Raw genomic sequence first — 22,820 nt, forward strand, 5'->3', positions numbered from 1 at the left:
CTCTATTTATTTGTATGTTTAAATTTATACTTACGGGCATTTTGTTTGCCGTTTGCTTCGACATGTCGGCCCAGGTAAGCAATTGGCAAAATCTCGATTTAGAAAAGGATAGTGTATTCGGTATAAGCACTGAAAAGGCTTACGCCTTGTTGAAGTATAAGAAACCGAAGATAGTAATTGTAGCCGTAATTGATGGGGGCATCGATACTTCTCATGAGGACTTATCTCAAATTATCTGGAGAAATAGGAGAGAGCAGGCCAACAATGGGATAGATGATGACCGGAATGGCTATTCAGATGACATTCATGGTTGGAATTTCATCGGGGGCAGGGTTGGCAATGTTAATTATGATAATTTAGAATTAACCAGGCAGTTACGGGAAAAAAGCCCATTCTTTGATAGCATTTCACATAGCCGAGTGCCACAGGAATATCAAATGTCTTACCAAGCCTTTCGTAAGATGAAATCAATCTATGATCGAGAACTCGAAAGCGCATATACAATGATAGATAAGATCAATCGAATTAGGATTGTATTAGACTCTATCGAAGATCATATCGGGAATCGCAATCCTTCCCAAAATGATTTCATGACATATAAGCCAGAGAATGATGAACAAAAAGATCTAGTCGAGAGAATGCTTGTGGAGTTTCGTACTCAAGCTGATTACAAGAAAATTAAACAAAACGTCACGGATGTATATAAATATTATAAGGATAAGGTTGATTATGGACTTAACCTTGATTTTGATCCACGGCCGTTGATTGGGGACAATTATAGCAATCCACATCAGATGTTTTACGGGAATAATGATGTATGTGGTCCTAATGCTCAGCATGGAACACATGTAGCAGGTGTCATTGGAGCCGTTCGAGATAATGAACGAGGCATAAAAGGAGTCGCTGATCATATCCAGATCATGGCTATTAGGGTAGTTCCCAATGGCGATGAGAGGGATAAGGATGTCGCAAACGCTATCCGGTACGCAGCAGATAATGGAGCTAGCATTATCAATATGAGTTTCGGGAAAAGATTTTCGTCGGAAAAACCTGTCGTGGACGAGGCAGTAAAGTATGCCTTATCCAAGGATGTTTTGTTAGTGCATGCTGCGGGCAATGAAGGTAAAGACTTGGATGATCCGGAAAATCATGTATTCCCTAATAGCTTATTTGCTGATGGCAGCGGTATTGGTGATGCCTGGATTGAAGTAGGGGCCTCTGGAAAAAAAAATGACTCTACTTTGGTAGCGACTTTTAGCAATTATGGACAAAAATATGTAGATGTTTTTGCGCCTGGCATACGAATATATTCTTGCATTCCGGGATCACAATATGAGTACTTGGATGGCACGAGCATGGCTGCTCCAGTTGTTGCGGGATTGGCTGCTTTGATAAGAGAGTATTATCCTCACCTGAAAGCGACTCAGGTTAAGGATATTGTCATGAAATCAGTGATTAAGAGCAAATATCTTATAAAGATGTGTAAGACAGGAGGAGTGATAAATGCCTATAATGCTTTATCTCTGGCGGCACATTACAAATAACGGAGAAATATTTTATTTGAATATTACAATGCACCTGAGAGATTTCAGGTGCATTGTAAATTTGTACTGGAGAATATACCACCTATTTGTAATATACCCTGTGAGCTCCAGAAATGGCAGTAACCAATGTTGCAAGTTTAGTGTTGCCAACATTGGTTTTTAACATAACTGTTCTTAAAGAGCCAGATTGAACGGTAGTGTAGTTTGTCGTGCTTGCGGACAGAGATCCTGAGAGACCAGAAGCTGCGCCAGCAATTTTTACGTCGAAATTAGCGAATTTCTTGTTGGCTTTAGTTGCCAGGAAACCACCAATTGCAAGTGCAAAAGCAGCACATCCAATGAAAATCTTTGACTTTTTCATAATTCAAGTTTTTTATTTTAAAATATATGCCTACTCTCTTATAAAGGTTTTCAGCTTCCCCTTCCCCGCTATTGCTAAAACCAGCAGGATTATTGCGCAATATTTTTAATTAAGTATAAATTCTCTTTATTATAACAAATTTGTAATTCTTAATATCAACAATGCAAATCCGATACTACCATTATTTATAATATACTCGGTGAGAGTTATTAATCGCAGTGACCATGGTTGCCAATTTGGTATTCCCCACATTTGTTTTTAACATTGCGGTTCTTAATGATCCGCTTTGAACAGTGGTGAAGAATTGAGAGTTCGCTGTTTCTGATCCCGATAGACCAAAAAAGGTTTTGAATCGAATATCAAAATCGGCATATCTTTTATTAGCTCTTACTGCTAGGTAGGCACCGAAAATCATTTCAGTAACCCCAATTAATATGAATAGCCTGTATTTTTTCATGATCATTTTATTAGTGTTATAACAACTGATGTTTTATTCGATTTCCATTCCAGATTGACACTTTCAGAAGTACGGGTAATTATTTATAGTATACTTTATGCCTACCATTAATTGCCGTAAACATGGTTGCTAACTTGACGCCGCTGATCGCGGATTTTATCACTACTGTTCTATATCCTGAACTTATGACAGTTGTATAGTCGTAACTGTCAGCTGAAAGATCACCTATAAGGCCACCGGCTACTGTTCCATAGAATCTTACCTGAAAATAGGAGTACTTGCGATTTATTCTGGCGAAAAGACGTCCGCCTATTGCTATCATCAAAAAAGTGATAGAAACAAATATTTTCCCTTTGGTAGTCATGACCTGCCTTTTTTTAGAACCGTGTTTACAAATAAACATGCTATGGGTGCAATTCATAGCTGTAGGTGTTTATTTTTTAATATCTCGTGCTAATCTCCTGTTTGTTCTTACTGAGAAAGATATGAGTGTAATCAAGAGCAACATTGATTTAGCTAACGAGGAAGAGCTATTTACAATATACCCGGTGCACCTGATTGACCGAAGTTACAAATGTGCATAGTTTATTACAGCTCGCACATACCAATAATAAAGTTCTTAAAGATCCAGTTTGCACCGTTGTGAAATTAGTTGTGCTTACGTTTAAAGCTCCTGTTATCGTAGGGCAGGCAGCCTTGATGGAAAAGCTTACAAATTTTCGGTTTGCTTTTGTTGCTATGAATCCACCAATTGCCAGGATAACAGCAGAGGTAGCAATAAGAAACTTTGTTTTTTTCATAATTTAATGTTTAGAGATTTTAGTTTAAAAGTCGATAGCCTAGTCTATTGGTATGAAAACAGCGTAGTAGAAAATGGATGATACCACTGGTGCCTATCATAAAATCGGCTGTCGGCGTACTTCTCTCTTCCATTATCCAATATTTACCTTTCTCTGGACCACTATTGTAACATGTGTGATTATAGACTTTTGCAATCCAATTCGCCCTATTTTCCCATTCGGAATTGCCGAATACCCGAAATGCCTCCAGATATAGTTCACCTAATCCTGCTAGTCCGGTATCTTGCGAGAAGTTGGTCTTGACCATACAAGGAGGATATTGCATTAATGCCCGCTCTGCTAGAAATTTATAGTTTTCGTTCCCGATGACTTCGTAGGCTTTTATGAAAACCAGAATTATACCTTTTCTTTCGTCTCCTAGTTCAACCCCATCAAGGACCATTTTTTTGAATATTTCTCCTTTAAACAGATATTCCAGATTATGTGTTCTTTTCAGTATATAGTTTAGAGTTTTATTAATTGATTCTAATAATTGATTACTGGGATATTGTTTATAATAAGCAAGAAGAAAGAAAAGTATACCTGGTATGCCATTGCCAAAGCGCATATTTTTTAATCCTTTTTTATTATCCGCCTCATTCAGGATCAACCAAGAACCATCCTTTTCCTGTCTTTTTAATAAAAGAAGAACAACCGCGTCCAATTGTTGACGAAAAAAATCTGATTCAACCAATTCTATGCATTGAAGTAAAGCAATACCTTGTCCGGTTACACCGGTAGTAAGATCCAGATTGTCATCCTTCAATTCTAATAACGACCTGATCCAACTACGATTTTTCTTGGAATTTTCCATTAGGCCGCCCCTGATGGCTTCTGCGAGGCTAAGTGCTATCCCCGATGCACCATTGTAAAGGCCAGGGGATAAATTGGGGAGACAACTAAAATAATTTTCCTCTATGAATTGCCAGCTTTTAGTATAATGAGATAGACACGAGTCAACATTAAATCCCAAGAGATGTGCCCTTGAAATGACATACAAAACACCAGCCAGGCCCTGGTATAAACCTCCATAGACTGAGTATTCCTTTTGACTATGTGACCCTGTCGTAATATTATCTATATTTTGAGAATACCATATGTCGCCAGACTGGACAATGGGCTGATTGATCAATCCTTGAAGACTTGCTGTAATTAAATTCTCTAGTTCATTTCTGCCAAACATTGCAGGAGGCTTTTCTTGGGATACATCGGCTTTAACGATGCTTACACGATACTCATTCAGGATGTTTTGAATGATATTTAGTTCAGGCCGCTCTGCTGGATTTTGGTTCATACAGGCACCAATCATTGCCGCAAGAGAATGGTTGCCAATAAATGCATTTAAATTACTAATCAAAAGTTTATTATCACTCGTATCAAAACGTATGGGTGAAAGGCCGGTGAATAGAATAGTCATTAAAGCGCCTAAGCCATAAATGTCCTCTTTAGGAGAAGGGGCCTTGGCTGCCTGTTGTTGTGGGGACATAAACCCGGGAGTTCCGGATTCAAAGGGGGGATGAGGATATGCTTTTTTGACGGAATAGGCTAATTCCATATCAATGAGTATGATCTGACCCCTGGAGTCAATTAGAAAATTCCCAGGAGCCATATCGCGATGGATATAACCATGATGATGGAGATTTTTAAGGACAGAGACGATTTGCAAAATGTAATCAAGTAACTCTGATTTTTCCTCAGAATGTAATTCGAACCAGCTTTTACTACTGAAATTCAGCTTCCTCATCCTGTCATACAATGAACATCCCTTTATGAATTCCATTACAAGGTAGCTATCTCCGTCTTCCACAAAGAGATCATAGATTTTCGGAAGCGGAATAATGCCAGCTAGTTCCTTATGCAATTCCTGTTGCCAAATCAGCCTGTCATAAACGTCCCGGCCTGCCTCATCGGATACCATGTTTTTTCTTCCCTGTTTAATAACACATTGTACAACACGAAATAGGCTTTTAACATAAATCCCTTTATATACATCTCCCTTACTGATATCGGGTTTTAAAAGGAATAAGGGTTTATATATGTGATTCAATACGGTTTTTGGTTTTTTGGGAACCGTACTGGCTAATACATCAAATGGCCAATTAATGCCGTGAGGCGGCTGAAAAGGAATGGAATAGGTATCTTTAATCAATTTACCAGCTGGGTCATATAAATATTCGTTTTTATTGCCATTAGCGTCAGTAAGCAATAATGGATGAAAACGACTATAGCGTGTATATACTACATTGCCTAGCGCGATATCAGTTGGGATGACAGGGCCTTTAATAGCTGTAGTTGCTGCCACAAGTTTTTTTGCTATCAAAAGGGCCAATTCGTCATTATCCGGATATACAGTGATTATTTTACCCAGTTGAATTATGCCAAGCCCTCCATTGAGCAGCGTCATTGCTGTTTCTTTATCTGCGGGAATTGTAAAGGAGACTTTTTCCGAAACCAGAATAGGGATGACTGTTTGAAAAAGATCATTTAATTGGGAGGCTACAGCAGATAAATGAATCACCCATCCCTGAATATCCGATATATCCCCTGCCTGCCAAAAGTAGTCTTTGGCCTTAAATAGTTCAACAAAAGAGGCTAGTAGACCGGAATAGTTTTCCGGCGAGATGGTCGATTCCTCATTCATTAAGACTGCGGTATTGGGATATAGTTGTATGGATGAAATTTCAGACATGAATATTTGTTTAATTCCGAAGATCTATATATCGTGTGGACAATAGTGCAAATACAAAGGATAGAGATGCTGGGAATACCTGGTATCGAAGGACAACAGGGGAAGCAAATATGCTGAAGCCCATATTCAAAATCCAAAACACTAATATCAATGCCAGAACAATGGTGTAAGAAGGTAAAGCTATTTTTATTCCGTTGAACAAGAGGAAACCGGCTAAACTGATGACTAGGAATAAATTCACCAGCGCATTAAATATTGGGTACCAATTTAAAGATGTGACGTCATGATCTTTATAATGATGAGAAATCCTAAGCGTCTTGTAATCAAACCACTCTTTAGCTAGCCTATCTACACTGTCTTCTCCCATATTGTATACGCCTAAAAATTCTATAGGAGGAACCGCAAATTTAATTGCATTCGGCCAGAGGAAATATTGAGCAAAGCTCAGTGGATATTTCTTAATTAGAAAGAATGCGTAGTCCTGATACAATGGTCCTTCTGCAGCCCATTTTTTGAAATACGGAGACGTGCTATCTCCTTTCCATTCTCGCATCATGTACTGTAATAGCGGAGCTCGCGGACTCCACAGATAAAAATAATTACGTAAAGTATCCAATCTGGATTGTTTAACCCGTAATATGGTGTCTTTATGCTGGCGGACCATATTTTCAAGTTTTGCAAATCGCTCGGGAAATTTATCATTAGGTTCATTTTTTACATGTTCGTATGCATATAAAGCATTATTTGCCAGTTGCCATCCTCCAAAGGCTGAGAATTGTCGATAACCTGTTACTTTATACATCTTTTGGCTGGTATATAGGACAGAAAAGGATAGCAGCATGAAACTAAATGCAATCCCTGCTATCTTAAACCAAGAATGCCGCTTGGTAAAAATGAATGCAAGGGTGGAAATTAAAGGGTAATAAATTGCATTATACCGTAGCGTAAACACTAATAGTAGCAGGACGGCATGAATAAAGATGTGTGATGTCATGGGACGACAGATTATCCAGATGAGCTGCGCTATCCATAAAGTGCTTAAACCTATAAATGTCGCATCAGCTGATATATAGTTCGCCAAATAATGGCTTATAGGGTTAAAAAGAAAGAAAACATACAGTATCAAGAAGATGATCTTGCTGGGTTTGAAAAAATATTGAACGGTAAAAAGAAGGAACAAGCTGCTACATTGAATGAAGAAGTATTGAAAAGCCACTAGCAGCATGTCCGAATGAGAGAATGCACTGAAAATTCGAAGGAACTTCGAATAGGCTACAGGCCATGTATTTACATCCGAATTCCGATAGGCTGCCTCTAGGTACGAATAGGAATCAACGAAATAATTTGCATATGGGTATAGAAATTTAAAAATAGCGAATTGAGCAAGCATTGCTACGGCTGCTAATAATAAATAAGCTCTATTCCATTTATTTTTCCACAAAAAGCTCTTAAAAGAATATTCGGGAAGTGGATCTTTCCGGGACAAGGTTGGTTCATTGAGGATAATCTCTTCTGGAATGGATTTCTTTTCCTCATGATAATCCTGCTCGGTATTGATGGACCATAGATTGTCCTTAGAGATGTTTCCTGCTACAATATTGTCTACTGCTACCATTGCTGTCAACATAGAGTGGTCTGCGTTATTGTATTTATGCATCCCATTTCGACCAACCAGGAATAAATTGCAAAATTGATCTGTATATTCTCGGATCTTTCCAAACTCGCTGAACGTTCCGAAATAAGCCGGATACGTTTTTTCCATGCGACGGACGGTTATATCCAGCACATCTTCTGCCCTGGCAAGGGCCATTTTTTCCAATTCTAGGATAGCAATACGCTGAATCGCCTCGTCGTCCAAGGCCCAGAAACTATCTGTTTTGTCACAGAAGTATTCCATACCAATCCATGTTTTGGACGGATCAGCAATCATTCCATCTCCCCAATTATTGTAGATCATCAACCTTCCTACTTTTACATCCCGCTCCTGGATGTATATCCAATTGTCTTTAAGTTGCAATTTTTTGTAGATTCCATCTTTATTTCGAGCCGATAGCTTTTCCAAAAGGATACCAACATTAATAAAATCTCGGTATTGCAAGCCAGCAGCTATAGCTTGGACATCAGTAGGCGCGGGCGAGTCCATGCCTGCAATCAATTCCTGAACAGGCATAGTGGAGAAAAAATAATCACCTTCCCAGGCCCCTGCCTGTCCGGTAACTGAGCTTACAGTATTGATCATAGTGATCTCCCCATCCTTATGGTATATTTTTTCCACCTGTTGATTGAGGAAAATTTTCCCGCCCATTTCCTGCACTTGTCTGGCTACTTCTTCCCAGAGGGCACCAGGCCCCTTTTTCGGGTATAGAAATTGCTCGATAAGACTTGTTTCTGTTGCTTTCTGATTGATGCCGGCATCTTTTTTCTCCCCCTTTCGAAAGCTTCGGAGTGCCTGAAATATTGCTTTGCTGAGAGATACTCCCTTGATTCGCTGAGCACCCCATTCTGAAGAAATTGAGTGACAAGGTACTCCCCATACTTTTTCAGTATAGTCTTTAAAAAATAGCAGATAAAGCTGTCGACCAAATTTATTGATCAGAAAGTCTTCAAGGTTTTTTTCATTTTTAATTGGGAATAGTCTTATCCATAAGAACGAAAGAAGAATCTTCCAAGTCCGGAGCACACCTAATGTTCGCAATGTCTCTAGACTTAGTTGGATCGGGTATGCAAAAAAACGGCGTAGAAAATAAATTCGTGTGAGACGCTGGATTACTAACATTACTTTATCCGAATCTTTTCTTTTACCTATAGCCGTGGCACCAGGATTAGTTTCAATACTTCTTTGTTTGTTCTGATAGGCGATTGTTATATTGGTTTTTTCTCCTTCTAATGGCATTATATTCAGCCACCAATCCATGACTCTGTCGGACTTGGAAAAGAAACGGTGCGGCCCCATATCCATTCTATTACCTTTGTAATTAATTGTACGAGATATTCCTCCAATCTCTCCACTTTTTTCCAGAATCACAGGAATGATATCTGTTCTTTTGAGTAATTCGTAAGCGGCTGTTAGACCGGCGGGACCTGCCCCGATTATGATTGCTTTTTTACTCATAACACTGGTTTTAAGGGTGGCTGTAGTGAGGAATTGAGAGCAACTCTTTCCGAACCTTGCAATAGCATGAGAGATACCGCCATTAAAATGATCATTGGGAAGAATTGATACCTGAAAACTATAATTGTCGCAGTTACGCAGAAACAGAAATTTAGAGTGAGGAAGCTGCCACAGAGTAAAAGGAATCGATTCGTAGGTCTGTCGGTAGTTTTATATTTTCGGGTTGCCAGGAAATGGAGGCCTCGGATAACAAGATAAAGATTCAGGAGGAAAAACAAAGGCGGTATGGGGAATAGGAGAACCCCCTGCAGACGTTTCGAGATGGACTTTGTTTTTAAACCTTTAAGATTGAACCAAAGACCTGCTATTTCTTCAACGCTGTCTTGCCCTAAGTTATATACTTCAAGTTTTTCCAAAGGGGTTATGAAATAATTTTTTGCATTTAACCACATATAATCTCTAATATATGCGGACGGATTATGTTTTATTAGATAACTGCCGTATTGGGAAAATACAGCAGATGCCTTTCCCCACCCGATTACTATATCTTGTTGATTCGTAAGAGAATAATGTTTAAACAAATATTGCTTTAAGGGTGCTTCTGATTGTCTGATGAAGTAATTTCCAGTATATTCTCCCAGATAGTCGTGAAATTCGGGGACGACACCATTGTAGAAGTTTTTCGAAAGGCTATCCAACTCACGCGTTTCATTAGAAGGCAAATCACTGGGATCAACATTCAGGTTTCTGTACATATAAAGTGCATTATTAGCCAACTGCCATCCTGTGAATAATGAGAATTGACTAGTTCCGGTCATTTGACGGGCAACCGACCGGGTGTGCAGAACAAATGGAATAATTAGAAGGAATGGTAAGAGTATACCTGCAGCCCTATATTTCCAGTTTCTAGCACATATTAAAAAGGCAACTATCGCCAAAAGGGGATAATAATAGGCATTGTTCCGTGTAGTAAAGCAAAGAAACAATAATAAAGCATGTACAAAAATGTTATAAACCATAGGCTTTTGCATTAACCATATTAGTTGAGTAAACCAACCTAGACTAAGAGCTGCAAACAAGGGATCACTGTTGACATAATTTCCGAGGTAGAGAAATAGTGGATTTGCAAAAAGGAAAATGAATAGAATTAATTGATAAGTCTTTCCTGGTTTGTAAAAATATAGTATAGAAAGAAATAAATAGAGGGATGCTCCCTCTAGAATGAAATATTGAAATGCTACTAGTAATGTGTGGGATTGGGTAATTGAATGAAAAAGACTCAAAAACTTCGAATACCCGATCGGCCAGATACTCACATCCAAATTCGCATAAGCTGCATAAAGATAACTATACGAATCCGAAAAAAAATCTGGAAAAGGATACAGTATTTTAAATATAACAAACTGAACAATCGTCCCTCCCAGCGCAATCAACAAATACCTCCGATTAACCTTATTCTTCCAGATAAAGTTCAGAAATGACTCGGCAGATCCACGAGATTCCTGCGCGACAGACTGCGGTAGAACAAACGCCTGGTTCATAGTACTAATAGGATAAAAGTTAAACAATACTCATGCTGCACCAACAACTTCAGGCTCCGGCACCTTAATATCCGCCGGTATTTTCGAAAGAAACGAATACTTGATAATACACCACAACGTCCTCACCCCGTCCTTCCACCCAATCTTCTTCCCCTCCTTATAAGTCCGCCCATAATAAGAAATCCCCACCTCATAGATCTTCGCTCCCTCCACCTGTGCAATCTTCGCCGTCACCTCCGGCTCAAACCCAAACCGTTTTTCCCTCAGCGGGATCTGCTGTATCAGCGAAGTCCTGAACGCCTTATAGCCCGTCTCCATATCCGTCAGGTTCAGATTAGAGAACATATTGGAGAAAAACGTCAGGCACCGGTTACCTATCGTATGCCAGAAGAATAATATTCTATGAGGCTTACCTCCCATAAACCGCGAACCATATACCACATCCGCATACCCATTCACAATAGGCTCCAGCAAAGTGTTATATTCTCTCGGATCATATTCCAGGTCGGCATCCTGGATCAATAGATAGTCGCCAACAGCATGCTGAATACCTGTATGAATAGCTGCTCCTTTTCCCTGGTTGACGGTATGCCTTACATATCTTATAGAGACCGAAGGATTCTCTTCTATATACTCCCGGGCAACCAATTCAGTGTCATCTGAAGAACAATCATCCACGATGATAATATCCTTAGCGACATTACCAATCAGCTCCACCTGGTTGATCTTTTCCAAAATAATGGAGATCGTTGCTTCCTCATTGAAAGCCGGAATGATGATAGACAGTTTTTGAATATGGCTGCGGTGGGATGAGTACCGGATGTGTTTGGGAGCTTTGCGCACGGGCACAGCAGCTCCTGCAGATTGAAGAGTCTCATACATAGAATAAAAGTTTATCCCCTCCATTGAAGAGGTAGTATAATAAAAACCCGTTGATTCGATTAATCGTTAGTGCTCTGAAACCCGGAACGAACAACCCAAACCGGAGAGCCGCATGCGTTCGCAGTCGTATTCTTCCGGATCCGCATCCTATTCCAGCTCGGGCCGTTCTGGCCGCCGGGTCGTATATATGGGATTGCTATAACCGAGTCTTACCCCAACCTTATTTGTGTGGTAGAATTTTTTGCATGTCTGTTGAACGATGTGTGTAATTCAACTTACTTGTGTAGACAAATATAATCTACAGATCCAGGGGACTGCCTATGAAATAGGGATTAAAAATACAATAAGAAATGAAATCTGCAAGACCATTCATACTTCTTTCGTATCACCTCAATCATTCACCAAACCCTGCAGCCGCCTGCTGCGTTGCACAAACGCCGGCGTATAACCAAAATACTTTTTGAAAGCCAATGAGAACGATTCCGAATGTGAATAGCCGTTTTCCCTGGCAACGGCTTCCACGGACCTATCTGTCTCGGACAACGCCTGATGCGCTTTTTTCATCCTGCATTCATGGAGGAACTCTGTAACGCCAATACCATAGATCGCTTTGAAACCATGATTCAGCTTATAGACACTAAGACCTGTTTGCCCGGCGAGAGAACCAAGTGATATCTTACCTCCCAGATCCTGTAACATCAGCTCCTTCGCCCGATAGACCCATTTTGCATCCTCTTCCGTAATAACCCCGGACGCGGATGAATGACTTTCCGAAAGCCTTATCAACGAAAGTAAAAGCAATTCTACAGAGAGGTAGCCAAGATACAATTTGCGCAAGTGCCCCTGGTAATTACAATCCAGTATATTATCCACCACCGATAAGATGCCGGCATCGGCAATGGTGTATCCGGATCCAAACAGACCGGGCTGGCCCGCGGATACCTTGGCCAAAAAGGGCATCAGCCCCGGAAAGCTATTCTGCAAAGGCAACAAACGTTCTTTTCCGTAATAAACGGAAAGATGGCTGTACGCCTCACCCGGATGTAACTTCAATTTTGAATAAACTACAGGCACATAGTTGAGACTAAGGCCGCGCTCGTGCAGCACCCCCGCGCCGAAATACCTGGAGTCATAATAGTAACTGTTGCGGAGAACGATCTGCAGACGAATGGCAGGCTCTTCGGAACTATACACCAACTGTTCCCCGTGGTTGAAATACAGCGTATGGTAAAGGATGGAAATATCTTCTCCTTCCAGCTGCTGTACAAGCACATGGCCAAAGGGACCCACGGCGCCATAACAAACGCTATCCGGGATCTGCAGCTGCTGCAACGAAGAAGGCAAGACGGGAGAGAGATGGATCTCACCGCCTTGCGCTGCCTCGATCCGGATCTTCATGATCTTAATTTGCCGTTGGCTATAATTTGTTGCTTGCGAAATCGGTTGGGTGCACAACCAAAATAGTGTTTGAAGGCGCGTATGAAATTAGGAGGATCGTCATAGCCCGCCAGTAAAGAGATCTCGGCAATGCTTTTATTGGTTTCCAGAAGATTTTGCTTTGCGTCTTCCATCCGCACTTTATTGAAGTCTCCGAAGATAGTGGTGCCGAACACCTGCTTGTATCCCTTCTTAAGTTTGAATTCATTCAACCCTACTTTGTGGGCCAGCTGTTTCAGCGTGGGGGGATTTTCAATGTTGTGCAGCAAGTATTCCCTGGCTTCATACAACTTCTCCAGGTCATATTTTCGCAATGGTACGCCGGCTTGCTGTTCTGTGGGACGGTTGATCAGCTGTTCCAACGCCAGCAATAGCAATACGGCCGCTTTTGCCTGAAGGTAAGTGCGGCGGAGATCGCCTGTGTAAGGGCAATCGTGAATGGCATGCAGCATGCGCAGCATGATCGGGGTCACGGTAGCCGGTGTGGCGCTGAGCGTAGACGAAAGATTCTTTTTTCCTATCCAACGGATCAACTCGGGGAAATCATCCCCTAATTTGTGCAGATAAGTGGGAGAGAAATGAATATCCAGGGTATCTGCATGACTGTTGGCAGGATCAAACCAGTTGATCTTGCTGATGGAAGGAGCAGTGAAGAAATTAAACTGCCCTTCCGACATGCTCTTGCGTTCGCTTTCGCCCAACTTGTAATGCAGGCAATCATGTAATACGAACTGCAATACCAGTAGCCGGTCTCCCTGGCTTTGCTCGTACCAGCCAGCATCGGCTCCCAGGAAATAATTACTGAGGCGAATACAGAGATCCGGGCATTGTTCATCGAAAAATAAAAGGCTGCTAAAACATCCGGAGGATTGAAGCTCCCGGACATCAGGAAATGCGGTTGTGACCGCCGTCGCTGGCAAAAGGGGTTGCAAACAGGGACCCCCCCAGGTTGGTGTGGTGATGTGTATAGGCATAAGGTTCAATTGTTTCCTTTAATAGAAATATATGGAACTGCATCGTGGAAACTAATCAGATCTAAGCCTTAACCAACACATCTACTAATCCAGAGGTAAATTGGGTCAGTGATCTACGGGGCGATAGATAGCTCAGGAAAAAGGTCTGGGGAAATAAATATAAAAAGGATTTCTAATTTTACTGGTCAAACGCCGGGCATATCCGTGGCACATAGAAGTTAACCTATAAGCCAGCATAAGAGAAGAGGATTACGGCTGCGGGTTTCCCGCAGAGAATCCGGCCTTTTCCCGTCCATGTATACCCCCGGAAGGCTTTTTTTCAACAAAGGAATCTGACAGCCCCTTTTTTGCGTATATGCCTGTGAATGAGAAGAATAATTCAGGCTAAGAATTTGATTAGTCATCCCCGCTCACACAGCGGGGATTTTTTTTGAACCGCAGATCCTTATAACATCTTAAAAACCATCGCCGCCAGCAATGCCCCCACCACGGGTCCGGCAATAGGTATCCAGGCGTATGCCCAGTCACTGTCCCGCTTGCCGGCAATAGGCAACAACGTATGCATGATCCTCGGACCCAGGTCACGGGCAGGATTGATCGCATATCCGGTCGGTCCGCCCAGGGAAAGGCCGATACCCAGCACCAGCAGGGCCACAGGCAAGGCATCCAACGCGCCCAGGCTGCTGGAAGGCGAGGCGATATACAGGACGCCTAAAATAAGTACAAAGGTTCCGATGACTTCCGTGACAAAATTGTCCAGGGTATGGCGGATAGCCGGCGCTGTGCAAAATACGGCGAGCTTTCCATTGGGATCTCCTGGCTCCTGAAAATGCCCGCGATAGCTTAGATACGCCAACGAAGACCCCGCCATAGCTCCCAGCAGCTGGGCCGCAATGTACTGTGGCACCTGGGCCCAGGGAAATTTTCCGAGGGCAGCGAATGCCAGCGTGACAGCTGGGTTCAGATGTGCTTTGCTGGAACCGGCGGAGCAATATACTCCTACGAATACCGCTATAGCCCACCCGAATGAAATGACGATCCATCCGCTGTTCTGGCCCTTGGTCCTGGGAAGGACAACATTGGCCACAACCCCTTGCCCGAACGTAATGAGAAGACCGGTACCAATGAATTCTCCGAAAAAAGGTGTCATATGGCAGTGATTATAATGAACAAAATACTTAATGATCGCTACACCTGGTAGCCTCGCGCCAGTTCTTTGAAAGCCAGTACCTGCTCCTCCTGCCATACCCCATCCCGTCCCAGCTCCCTGGCTAGTAGCTCCGCTACCAGCGGGGCACACTCGACAGCCGCGGCAGCATCCAGCAATAAGGCCCTGGTACGCCGGCTCAACGCATCTTCAACTGTCATGCACAGCTCTTCCCTGGCGGCCCAGATGATCTCTGCCTTGATATAAGGCAGCCGGGTATGCAATAGTTGTCCCAGGGAAGTGTCGGCGGCTGCCAGCGATTGGATAGACGGCATATCACTACCATAATAGTACAACGGCGCATGAAAATCCAGTTCCCGACCTCCTGCAAAAGCCTCTCCGCCTCCATGGATCATTAGCTCAGCAGTCCGGCAAGGCCGTTCCGGAAGACCGGCGCGTGCAACCGCCGTGTTAACGGTATCCTCTGCCATCCGGCGATAGGTCGTCCATTTTCCACCTGTGACGGTGATAAGCCCTGACGCCGACACGCTTATCAAATGATCCCTGGAAAGTTCAGCGGTCCTCCGCCCCGAGCGTTTTACCAGGGGGCGAAGACCGGCGAATACACTGCGTATGTCTGCACGTGAGGGCGGCTTGGTAAGATACCGGCTGATCTGCTGCAATATAAAATCGATCTCCTGTGGCAGCGCCCGCGGCTCCGCTGTCACTTCCTGGACAGGCGTATCGGTCGTCCCGATGATGATCTTGTCATGCCAGGGTACGGCAAATAACACCCGGCCGTCATCAGTATGGGGTACGAGGATGGCGGCCTCGCCAGGTAAAAAATGTTTGTCGAGCACGATATGCACGCCCTGACTGGGCGCCATGATGGGCTCGCTGCCCGGCTCATCCATCTGCAGCACTGTATCTGTAAATATACCCGTGGCATTGATCACCACCTTGGCATTGACAGAGAATGGAGTCCCACTGATCTTATCATACACTGCAACACCGGTGACCTTCTCTCCAGCCTTGACCAATCCGCTCACCTCGCAATAATTCAGCAGCACCCCGCCCTGCGAAGCAGCCGTCATCGCCAGGCTGATGGCCAGCCGGGCGTCATCGAATTGTCCGTCATGATACAATACCCCTCCCCGAAGGCCTTCCGCATCCAGGGTAGGGGCGAGCTCCAGTGTTTCCTCACGGGACAGCAGCCTTGACGGACCCAGCCCGAGGCGACCGGACATCCAGTCATAGACTTTCAGTCCCAGGCCATAATAAGGACCCTCCCACCATTTATAGTTGGGGACAATAAAGGATTGATCTTTCACCAGGTGAGGAGCATTGCGTCGAAGAATGCCCCTCTCTTGCAAGGCTTCCATCACCAGCTTGATATTCCCCTGCTGTAAGTAGCGGACACCTCCATGGACGAGCTTCGTGGACCGGGAAGAAGTGCCTTTTGCAAAATCATACTGCTCCAGCAGCAGCGTGCTGAACCCCCGGGAAGCGGCGTCCACCGCTACTCCCAATCCCGTAGCTCCGCCGCCGATGATGCAGACGTCCCAGGGCTGGTCGCCCTGGGACGCTAAGGCCTGTAACATTACTTGTCTATTCATCTTTTAGCCATTATCCGCCCAGGCAATAGCCGCTTTTACCGCTCTTTGCCAGCCTTTCAATAACGTTTTTGCACGGGCAGCATCCATGGAAGGATCAAACCGACGGTCTATCTGCCATTGTTGTTGGATGTCTTCTACGGAATGCCAGAAACCCACTGCCAGCCCCGCCAGATAAGCCGCACCCAGCGCCGTGGTCTCCGTCACCGTAGGCCTGATCACAGGCGCTTGCAGAATATCGGACTGGAATTGCATCAACAGGTCATTGGCTGTGGCCCCGCCATCCACCCGCAGCTCCCGGATCTGGATGCCACTGTCGGCTTCCATAGCCTTCAATACATCGTAAGTCTGATAAGCAATGCTCTCCAGCGCAGCCCTCGCCATATGCGCATGCGTCGTACCTCTCGTAAGTCCAAAAAAACTACCTCGCGCATACTGATTCCAGTGAGGAGCGCCCAATCCCGCAAATGCCGGCACCATATAAACACCCTCCGTATCCGGCACCTGGGCTGCCAGAGGACCCACTTCCGAAGAGTGGTGGATCATTCGCAACCCGTCCCGCAACCATTGTACGACAGCCCCTGCTATAAATATACTTCCCTCCAGCGCATATTCGGTGCGCCCTTTCAACTGCCAGGCAATGGTCGTAAGTAGGTTATTCTTAGACAGGACGGCCTTCGCACCCGTATGCATCAGCATGAAGCAGCCTGTTCCATAGGTGTTCTTCACCATCCCCGGCGAAGTACACAACTGCCCGAAGAGTGCAGCCTGCTGATCCCCTGCGATCCCGGCGATCGGCATGCCCAGCGAACCGGAAGCCACCCCGCTGCTGGTGGAACCGTACACCTCGCTCGATGCCCTGACCTCCGGCAATACCGATGCAGGCACGTCTAACATCCGCAACAGATCCGCATCCCAATGCCCGGAATGTATATTCAACAACAACGTCCGTGAAGCATTGGTGCTGTCCGTAATATGGAGTTTACCCCCCGTGAGCTTCCATATCAGCCAGCTGTCCACCGTTCCGAAAGCCAGTTCCCCTTTCTCCGCCCGGGCCCGCGCCCCGGCAACATTATCCAATATCCATTTCAGCTTGGTGCCGGAAAAGTAGGCGTCGATGACCAGCCCGGTACGCTCACGGATCAGATCGGTATATCCCGCCGCCTTCAGCTGGTCGCAATATCCCGCCGTACGCCGGTCTTGCCATACGATAGCCGGATAAATGGGCTTACCACTGGCCCGCTCCCATACGATCGTGGTCTCCCGCTGATTAGTGATCCCGATCCCGGCTATCTCCTTCGTGGTAACACCGCTCTTGGCCAGCACCTCGGCCAGCACACCATACTGGGACGACCAGATCTCTTCAGGATCATGCTCTACCCAGCCAGGCTGAGGATAATATTGGCGGAACTCTTTCTGAGCCACTTGCAGGATATGGCCCCCCTGGTCGAACAAAATAGCCCGGGAACTGGTAGTCCCCTGGTCAAGGGAAAGAATATAGGAAGAAGGCATGTAATCGCTTTTGGTTTGGTAAACAATTAAGTAGGTAAATTAGGGAAAATTATTTTCCTGCCTCTCCTGGTATATTTTTTTGAGAAATAAAATTATCTTTCTACATTTACGTAAGCACTTACGTAATTAATAGTGATTATATGAACTTTTATGAAAAGACTGGCAAAATGGCCCTCGGCAGCCGCCTTCGCCGCTTAAGCGATCAGGTGACGGAACAGGCCGCTGGGATCTATGACCTTTACCAGGTAGACCTCCAGCCCAAGTGGTTTCCCGTGTTTTATGCCCTCTCCGAAGGCGCGGAGAAATCCATCACCGACATTGCCCGCGAGATCGGCCACACCCACCCTTCCGTTAGCCAGATCGTACGGGAAATGGTAGCCAAAGGATACCTCATAGAAAAAAAAGGCTCCGCCGATGGCAGGAAGAATTTCGTGGTCCTCTCGGAGGAAGGACAGCGAATGATGGAAAAAATGCAGGACCAATTAAAGGACGTCACCTCCGCCATCGAAAACGCAATGAAAGAGACACAATACGACCTGTGGAAAGCCATCGCGGAATGGGAGTTCTTACTGGACCAGAAAAGCCTGCTAAGACGGGTGCAGGAAGAAAAAAAACTGCGCGAGAGCCAGGACGTGCAGATGGTGGATTTCGAACCCCGCTATGCCCAGGCCTTTCGCCAGCTCAACGAAGAATGGATCACCACCTGGTTCAAAATGGAGGAAGAGGATTATCACGCCCTGGACCATCCGCAGGAACATATCCTGGACGGAGGTGGCCATATTTACATCGCCTTGTATAAGGGCGAACCCGTAGGCGCTTGCGCCATCATTAAAATGAACGATGGCGGATTCGAGCTGGCCAAGATGGGTGTGTCGCCAAAAGCCAAGGGAAAGGGCATCGGGTGGCTGCTGGGCCGCGCTTGTTTGGAGAAAGCGCGTGAACTGGGCGCGCACCGGGTCTACCTGGAAAGCAACACTCGTCTCAAGCCGGCCATTAGCCTGTATCATAAGCTGGGATTCCGTAAGATAGCAGGTCCGCCGTCCCCGTACGAACGATGCGATATACAGATGGAACTAATCCTGAAACCTTAATGGAGCTTCACCCTCAGTACCCTATCATCCGCGGTGATATACAGCACTTCCTTCGTTTCATTAAAAGCACAATTGGACGCCGGCCGGCCGAAGATCTTTATCAATCCCAATACCTTTCCGTTCGGCGAAATGATCACTACGCCATCCGGACCCGAGCTGAAGATATTGCCATGACCATCTATCTTGAACCCATCGGCGCCTTGCTTGACGGAAGCCCTTGCCTTCATCTCCGTACCATCCAGTAAAACGCCGCCACCCTGAATGTGGCCGGCCGTATCGAGCTGATAGGCATACCACCTAGGGTGCTGATCATCGCTGCTGCCGATATAAAGCGTCTTCTCATCCGGGGACAAGGCAATGCCATTCGGCCGCGAAATAGAATCGATCAACAGAACAGTCTCACCCTGGGCGCTGATCCTATACACGCCTTCAAATTTCAGCTCCCTCGAAGGATCATTTGCCTGCTTAGGGAGGCCATAGATTGGATCTGTAAAGTATATATTGTTCCTGCTGTCTGCGACGAGGTCGTTGGGACTATTAAACCGCTTTCCCTGGTAGCCTGATGACAATACGGTAAACCTGGGAACAGGCACATCCAACGCGGCGTCCATTCTCGCTACCTGCCGGTTGCCCGACTGGCATAGCAACAATCGCCCATCCTTATCCAGGGTAAGTCCGTTGGATCCATTCTCACCGTCACGACGTGCGCTATCCGTATATCCTGAAGGCGTAAGATAAACCAACGGCGTATCATTCTCCGACCAACGGTATATCTTATTCCCTATGACATCCGAAAACAGCAGCATTTGTTTGGCCGCTACCCAGACGGGCCCTTCCGACCATTTATAATTCCTGCCGATCACTTCGATCGTTGCATTGGTATCAATGAGATTGACAGCGCTCTTGTCATACAGTTCGATCTTTCCGACGGTCTTGTCCCGGCAGCCAGAGACGGCTATTGAATAACAAACGACGGCAGCAAGTAATGTTCTTTTCATATTGGCAATGTGATATAAATATACTGCAATTATTCGCTTGATATAGCATATCCGGCAGGCGATATAGGCTGACCCGTATGCTTGGACAACGCCAGGGTAAAACACGCCCCGAAATAAAACATGAACGAACAATAAAATACAAATAAAAGCAGCAACGCCAGGGAAGCAGAAACGCCATAAATGGCCTTCAAACCATCATAGGTAAGGAGGTGATGCAATAGCACCTGTCCTGAGGTGAACAGGATCCCGGTAAATACAGCGCCGGCTATTGCCATTTTCCAGGTCGGTCGCCCATAGGAAAGGTACTTCAATATCAGGACGAACCAGACGATCACTGCCAACGTGGTGATGAGACGATAGAGCAGCTCGTTCACCTGGAGGGGCAACAGCCAGCCCTTTGCATCTCCCAGCAGTACCGTCGAAAACAAAAGCCCTCCCATGAGGATGATGCCGATCGATTTGGTCCGGTGCAACAGCAGGAACCCCAAACCCTGATGTGCCTTGAGCCGGAAGCCCCACAATTGATTAAGGGATCTGCTGATCACCTCGAACAATGTAGTGGCGACAAATAGCAGGAAAATAAATCCGCCGATACGCGCCTCCCGGTTCAGGGATAAATAATGCAGGTTCCTGAGAATTTCACGCACCTGCAGCGCGATGCTCCTGTCGATCCCAACCCCCAGCTGTTTAAATAGGTCATGCCGTACGGTCTTCGGGTCGGCGAAGACGCCAAAAACTTCGATCAGGATGATCATAATAGGGGGCAATGCAAAGCTGGAAAAGAAGGAAGTCGCCGCCGCCATCCGCAATGGATCATTCTTCCGGAAAACCCTGTAAGCATTCCGCAAGATTAACCAGCTTGAGCTGGCCGTTCTCAAAATTGTAGCTTTTACCCCCATAAAAGATCAGCCGTTCTATTTCTTCATCCCCACCGTTTGCTTTACCCCGGTGAAAATACTTTTCCAGATCAGATTAAAGAATGACTTATACAGGACCCGGTCAAAATGCACCTCCTCCACCCGGGGATGCTCACCTTTATTGGAATTTTTCAAGATAAGATTCGCAAACAAGCTGGCCAGACCCTTTTTATCGAGCCTGCCTTCCGCCTCGTCCTTCTTCAGCAGAGAGATCTTCAGGTCATCATACAACAATAACAATTTGCCGTCGCTGGAAGAATCAGTGCCTGCAAAATTAAAATGTAGTTGATGTATCCTTCCATTCTCCATCCGGGCAAGTCCCATCGGCCGCGTAAGCGGATTGAGCGCCACCGCGTCGATACCGCCTATATTGCCATCAATGGAGAACCTTCCGCGCCTGTCCCCGAGGACCATGACCACCCGGGCATCCACTGGCGCCATATTCAGGAGCCTCGCCTTAAACGCCAGGACGCATTTATCATCCAGTGCTATATCTTCCTTCCTGTTGCTGATATTCTTAAGTGTCGCACTTACATCGTAAAATTGTAATTTACCCACACTGTCGCTTTTGCCGTTTCTTTCTTTATATTCTATAAAGGAATGGGTGAACACGGCCGCTTTGATTCGAATAGGGATGGGCAGGCGCATCAACAGCTGCTGTGGATACTTGCCCACCTTGCTGGTCGTGTCTGGAGGACGGGACAGGTCACGGTAGATCCTGAAAGCGCTTTTGCTGATCACCAGACTATCCGCCATGATCTCCTTATCCCAGAGGCCTTGCCTGCTGACATGAACCAGCCTCACATCTTCAAATGAAAAATTATATCTATCCTTCTGCACCGGGAAGGAATGTGCAAAAGCATCTTCGGGCAGCTGAGGTATTATTTTTACCTGGTGAAAATGCAACGCGTCATTCCGGCTGGAGAATCTCACCCCTGATACGTGCAACCTGTATTTCTTATTCTTTGTGGGAAAGGCTATTTCATCACAGGCCATTTCAAGGCCCCTGGCAAAAAGTATCCTGGAGCTGTCCCCGCCACTCGTGCTGTCGACCAGCACATCGGAGAAGACAAAAGAAACATTATTGCTGGAGAAAAGGACCTCTTTTCCGTTCACATGGCTGACACGCACATCGGCATGGGTAACCTTCACACTATCCATTTTAATTTTCAACAGTTTGCCCAGCATTTCCCTGGAGATGTCACTGGAGGAATGCAGGCGCTTGCCCTCTTTTTTCCGATCGCTCATCAATACCTCGATAGTTGCTCCGGCGATCTCCACCTTGCTTCCCTCTACTTGTTTAGCGAGCAAAGCCTTCGGCGTCTTGACGCCTGTAATTTCCAATGCTGGTATGGTCAGCCGCAGCAGCATCGGAGGCTCCCGCCCTTCCATCGCCAGTTGACGGTAGACGGCAGTATCTGGGACAACCTGTATATTCTTTGCGTGCAGGACCCCGCCGACCTCATCAAATGAAAGCCCCTCGTAATGGATACTATAAAGTCCTTCCGTTTTGTTCAGCAGCGCCTCTCCGACCTTCCTGCTCACCATCCTGTATTTATAGATCTGCCAGCCGAGGACCCCGATCACGATGATACCTATGGTAAGCAGTAAATATCCTTTCTTACTCCTGAGTCTTAACATATTGGCAGTAAGGGAAATATAATGCCAATTCATAAATACTTCCAATACAACCTTTCACACATCTG

At 45.3% G+C, this 22,820-nt stretch carries 16 protein-coding genes; 2 read left to right on the top strand and 14 right to left on the bottom strand.

Annotated features, from left to right (window positions below):
* Positions 1-14 precede the first annotated feature (14 nt).
* On the top strand, positions 15-1,544 hold the full coding sequence (locus Q4E93_RS24965) for a S8 family peptidase (RefSeq protein WP_303589986.1): 1,530 nt from the start codon (positions 15-17) through the stop codon (positions 1,542-1,544).
* A gap of 82 nt (positions 1,545-1,626) precedes the next feature.
* Here the strand turns inward: Q4E93_RS24965 and Q4E93_RS24970 are convergent, their stop codons facing one another.
* From Q4E93_RS24970 to glpK, 11 genes are all read right to left on the bottom strand, one after another.
* Positions 1,627-1,905 (bottom strand): hypothetical protein, encoded by a 279-nt coding sequence (locus Q4E93_RS24970; protein ID WP_303589988.1) that lies wholly within the window; start codon positions 1,903-1,905, stop codon positions 1,627-1,629.
* 181 nt (positions 1,906-2,086) lie between these two features.
* Complete coding sequence (locus Q4E93_RS24975; protein ID WP_303589990.1) at positions 2,087-2,362, bottom strand: hypothetical protein; 276 nt, start codon at positions 2,360-2,362, stop codon at positions 2,087-2,089.
* Positions 2,363-3,181: 819 nt separating this feature from the next.
* Positions 3,182-5,890 (bottom strand): class III lanthionine synthetase LanKC N-terminal domain-containing protein, encoded by a 2,709-nt coding sequence (locus Q4E93_RS24980; RefSeq protein ID WP_303589992.1) that lies wholly within the window; start codon positions 5,888-5,890, stop codon positions 3,182-3,184.
* Between the two features lie 10 nt (positions 5,891-5,900).
* Entirely contained in the window at positions 5,901-9,002 is a 3,102-nt protein-coding gene (locus tag Q4E93_RS24985; protein WP_303589994.1) for an NAD(P)/FAD-dependent oxidoreductase, read from the bottom strand.
* Positions 8,999-10,543, bottom strand: a complete 1,545-nt coding sequence (locus tag Q4E93_RS24990) for a DUF6020 family protein (protein ID WP_303589996.1) — start codon at positions 10,541-10,543, stop codon at positions 8,999-9,001. Before Q4E93_RS24990 ends, Q4E93_RS24985 begins: the two co-directional genes overlap by 4 nt.
* 30 nt (positions 10,544-10,573) lie before the next feature.
* Positions 10,574-11,425: a glycosyltransferase family 2 protein gene (locus Q4E93_RS24995; RefSeq protein WP_303589997.1), complete on the bottom strand. Its 852-nt coding sequence runs from the start codon at positions 11,423-11,425 to the stop codon at positions 10,574-10,576.
* 390 nt (positions 11,426-11,815) lie between these two features.
* The gene (locus Q4E93_RS25000; protein WP_303589999.1) at positions 11,816-12,823 is read right to left on the bottom strand and encodes a helix-turn-helix transcriptional regulator; all 1,008 of its coding nucleotides are present in this window, start codon (positions 12,821-12,823) and stop codon (positions 11,816-11,818) included.
* Positions 12,820-13,836, bottom strand: coding sequence for a helix-turn-helix transcriptional regulator (locus tag Q4E93_RS25005; protein ID WP_303590001.1), 1,017 nt, complete (start codon positions 13,834-13,836; stop codon positions 12,820-12,822). Before Q4E93_RS25005 ends, Q4E93_RS25000 begins: the two co-directional genes overlap by 4 nt.
* A 445-nt stretch (positions 13,837-14,281) precedes the next feature.
* Positions 14,282-14,986 carry an MIP/aquaporin family protein gene (locus tag Q4E93_RS25010; RefSeq protein ID WP_303590003.1) on the bottom strand — a complete coding sequence of 235 codons (705 nt, stop codon included), beginning with the start codon at positions 14,984-14,986 and terminating at the stop codon, positions 14,282-14,284.
* 38 nt (positions 14,987-15,024) lie between these two features.
* The gene (locus Q4E93_RS25015; protein ID WP_303590006.1) at positions 15,025-16,599 is read right to left on the bottom strand and encodes a glycerol-3-phosphate dehydrogenase/oxidase; all 1,575 of its coding nucleotides are present in this window, start codon (positions 16,597-16,599) and stop codon (positions 15,025-15,027) included.
* A 3-nt stretch (positions 16,600-16,602) separates the two neighbouring features.
* Complete coding sequence (gene glpK / locus Q4E93_RS25020) at positions 16,603-18,108, bottom strand: glycerol kinase GlpK (protein WP_303590007.1); 1,506 nt, start codon at positions 18,106-18,108, stop codon at positions 16,603-16,605.
* 140 nt (positions 18,109-18,248) lie between these two features.
* Here glpK and Q4E93_RS25025 point away from each other — a divergent pair, with 140 nt between their 5' ends.
* Positions 18,249-19,199, top strand: coding sequence for a bifunctional helix-turn-helix transcriptional regulator/GNAT family N-acetyltransferase (locus Q4E93_RS25025; protein WP_303590009.1), 951 nt, complete (start codon positions 18,249-18,251; stop codon positions 19,197-19,199).
* On the opposite strand, the gene Q4E93_RS25030 is transcribed toward Q4E93_RS25025, so the two are convergent.
* Genes Q4E93_RS25030 through Q4E93_RS25040 form a run of 3 tightly spaced genes read right to left on the bottom strand, consistent with a single transcriptional unit; the run spans position 19,196 to position 22,755 of the window.
* Positions 19,196-20,197, bottom strand: coding sequence for an SMP-30/gluconolactonase/LRE family protein (locus tag Q4E93_RS25030; RefSeq protein WP_303590011.1), 1,002 nt, complete (start codon positions 20,195-20,197; stop codon positions 19,196-19,198). The two genes, Q4E93_RS25025 and Q4E93_RS25030, sit on opposite strands and share 4 nt — an antisense overlap.
* Before the next feature lie 29 nt (positions 20,198-20,226).
* Positions 20,227-21,096, bottom strand: coding sequence for a YihY/virulence factor BrkB family protein (locus tag Q4E93_RS25035; RefSeq protein ID WP_489670939.1), 870 nt, complete (start codon positions 21,094-21,096; stop codon positions 20,227-20,229).
* A 15-nt stretch (positions 21,097-21,111) separates the two neighbouring features.
* The gene (locus Q4E93_RS25040; RefSeq protein WP_303590013.1) at positions 21,112-22,755 is read right to left on the bottom strand and encodes a hypothetical protein; all 1,644 of its coding nucleotides are present in this window, start codon (positions 22,753-22,755) and stop codon (positions 21,112-21,114) included.
* Between the last annotated feature and the right edge of the window lie 65 nt (positions 22,756-22,820).

The organism is Flavitalea plasmicola (assembly GCF_030546645.1).
GTDB lineage: Bacteria > Bacteroidota > Bacteroidia > Chitinophagales > Chitinophagaceae > Puia.

What these genes read in the sequence shown, in the direction of transcription:
- Q4E93_RS24965 (WP_303589986.1), top strand. Translation starts at nt 15, where the DNA reads ATGTTTAAATTTATACTTACGGGCATTTTGTTTGCCGTTTGCTTCGAC.
- Q4E93_RS24970 (WP_303589988.1), bottom strand. Translation starts at nt 1,905, where the DNA reads ATGAAAAAGTCAAAGATTTTCATTGGATGTGCTGCTTTTGCACTTGCA.
- Q4E93_RS24975 (WP_303589990.1), bottom strand. Translation starts at nt 2,362, where the DNA reads ATGAAAAAATACAGGCTATTCATATTAATTGGGGTTACTGAAATGATT.
- Q4E93_RS24980 (WP_303589992.1), bottom strand. Translation starts at nt 5,890, where the DNA reads ATGTCTGAAATTTCATCCATACAACTATATCCCAATACCGCAGTCTTA.
- Q4E93_RS24985 (WP_303589994.1), bottom strand. Translation starts at nt 9,002, where the DNA reads ATGAGTAAAAAAGCAATCATAATCGGGGCAGGTCCCGCCGGTCTAACA.
- Q4E93_RS24990 (WP_303589996.1), bottom strand. Translation starts at nt 10,543, where the DNA reads ATGAACCAGGCGTTTGTTCTACCGCAGTCTGTCGCGCAGGAATCTCGT.
- Q4E93_RS24995 (WP_303589997.1), bottom strand. Translation starts at nt 11,425, where the DNA reads ATGTATGAGACTCTTCAATCTGCAGGAGCTGCTGTGCCCGTGCGCAAA.
- Q4E93_RS25000 (WP_303589999.1), bottom strand. Translation starts at nt 12,823, where the DNA reads ATGAAGATCCGGATCGAGGCAGCGCAAGGCGGTGAGATCCATCTCTCT.
- Q4E93_RS25005 (WP_303590001.1), bottom strand. Translation starts at nt 13,836, where the DNA reads ATGCCTATACACATCACCACACCAACCTGGGGGGGTCCCTGTTTGCAA.
- Q4E93_RS25010 (WP_303590003.1), bottom strand. Translation starts at nt 14,986, where the DNA reads ATGACACCTTTTTTCGGAGAATTCATTGGTACCGGTCTTCTCATTACG.
- Q4E93_RS25015 (WP_303590006.1), bottom strand. Translation starts at nt 16,599, where the DNA reads ATGAATAGACAAGTAATGTTACAGGCCTTAGCGTCCCAGGGCGACCAG.
- glpK (WP_303590007.1), bottom strand. Translation starts at nt 18,108, where the DNA reads ATGCCTTCTTCCTATATTCTTTCCCTTGACCAGGGGACTACCAGTTCC.
- Q4E93_RS25025 (WP_303590009.1), top strand. Translation starts at nt 18,249, where the DNA reads ATGAACTTTTATGAAAAGACTGGCAAAATGGCCCTCGGCAGCCGCCTT.
- Q4E93_RS25030 (WP_303590011.1), bottom strand. Translation starts at nt 20,197, where the DNA reads ATGAAAAGAACATTACTTGCTGCCGTCGTTTGTTATTCAATAGCCGTC.
- Q4E93_RS25035 (WP_489670939.1), bottom strand. Translation starts at nt 21,096, where the DNA reads ATGGGGGTAAAAGCTACAATTTTGAGAACGGCCAGCTCAAGCTGGTTA.
- Q4E93_RS25040 (WP_303590013.1), bottom strand. Translation starts at nt 22,755, where the DNA reads ATGTTAAGACTCAGGAGTAAGAAAGGATATTTACTGCTTACCATAGGT.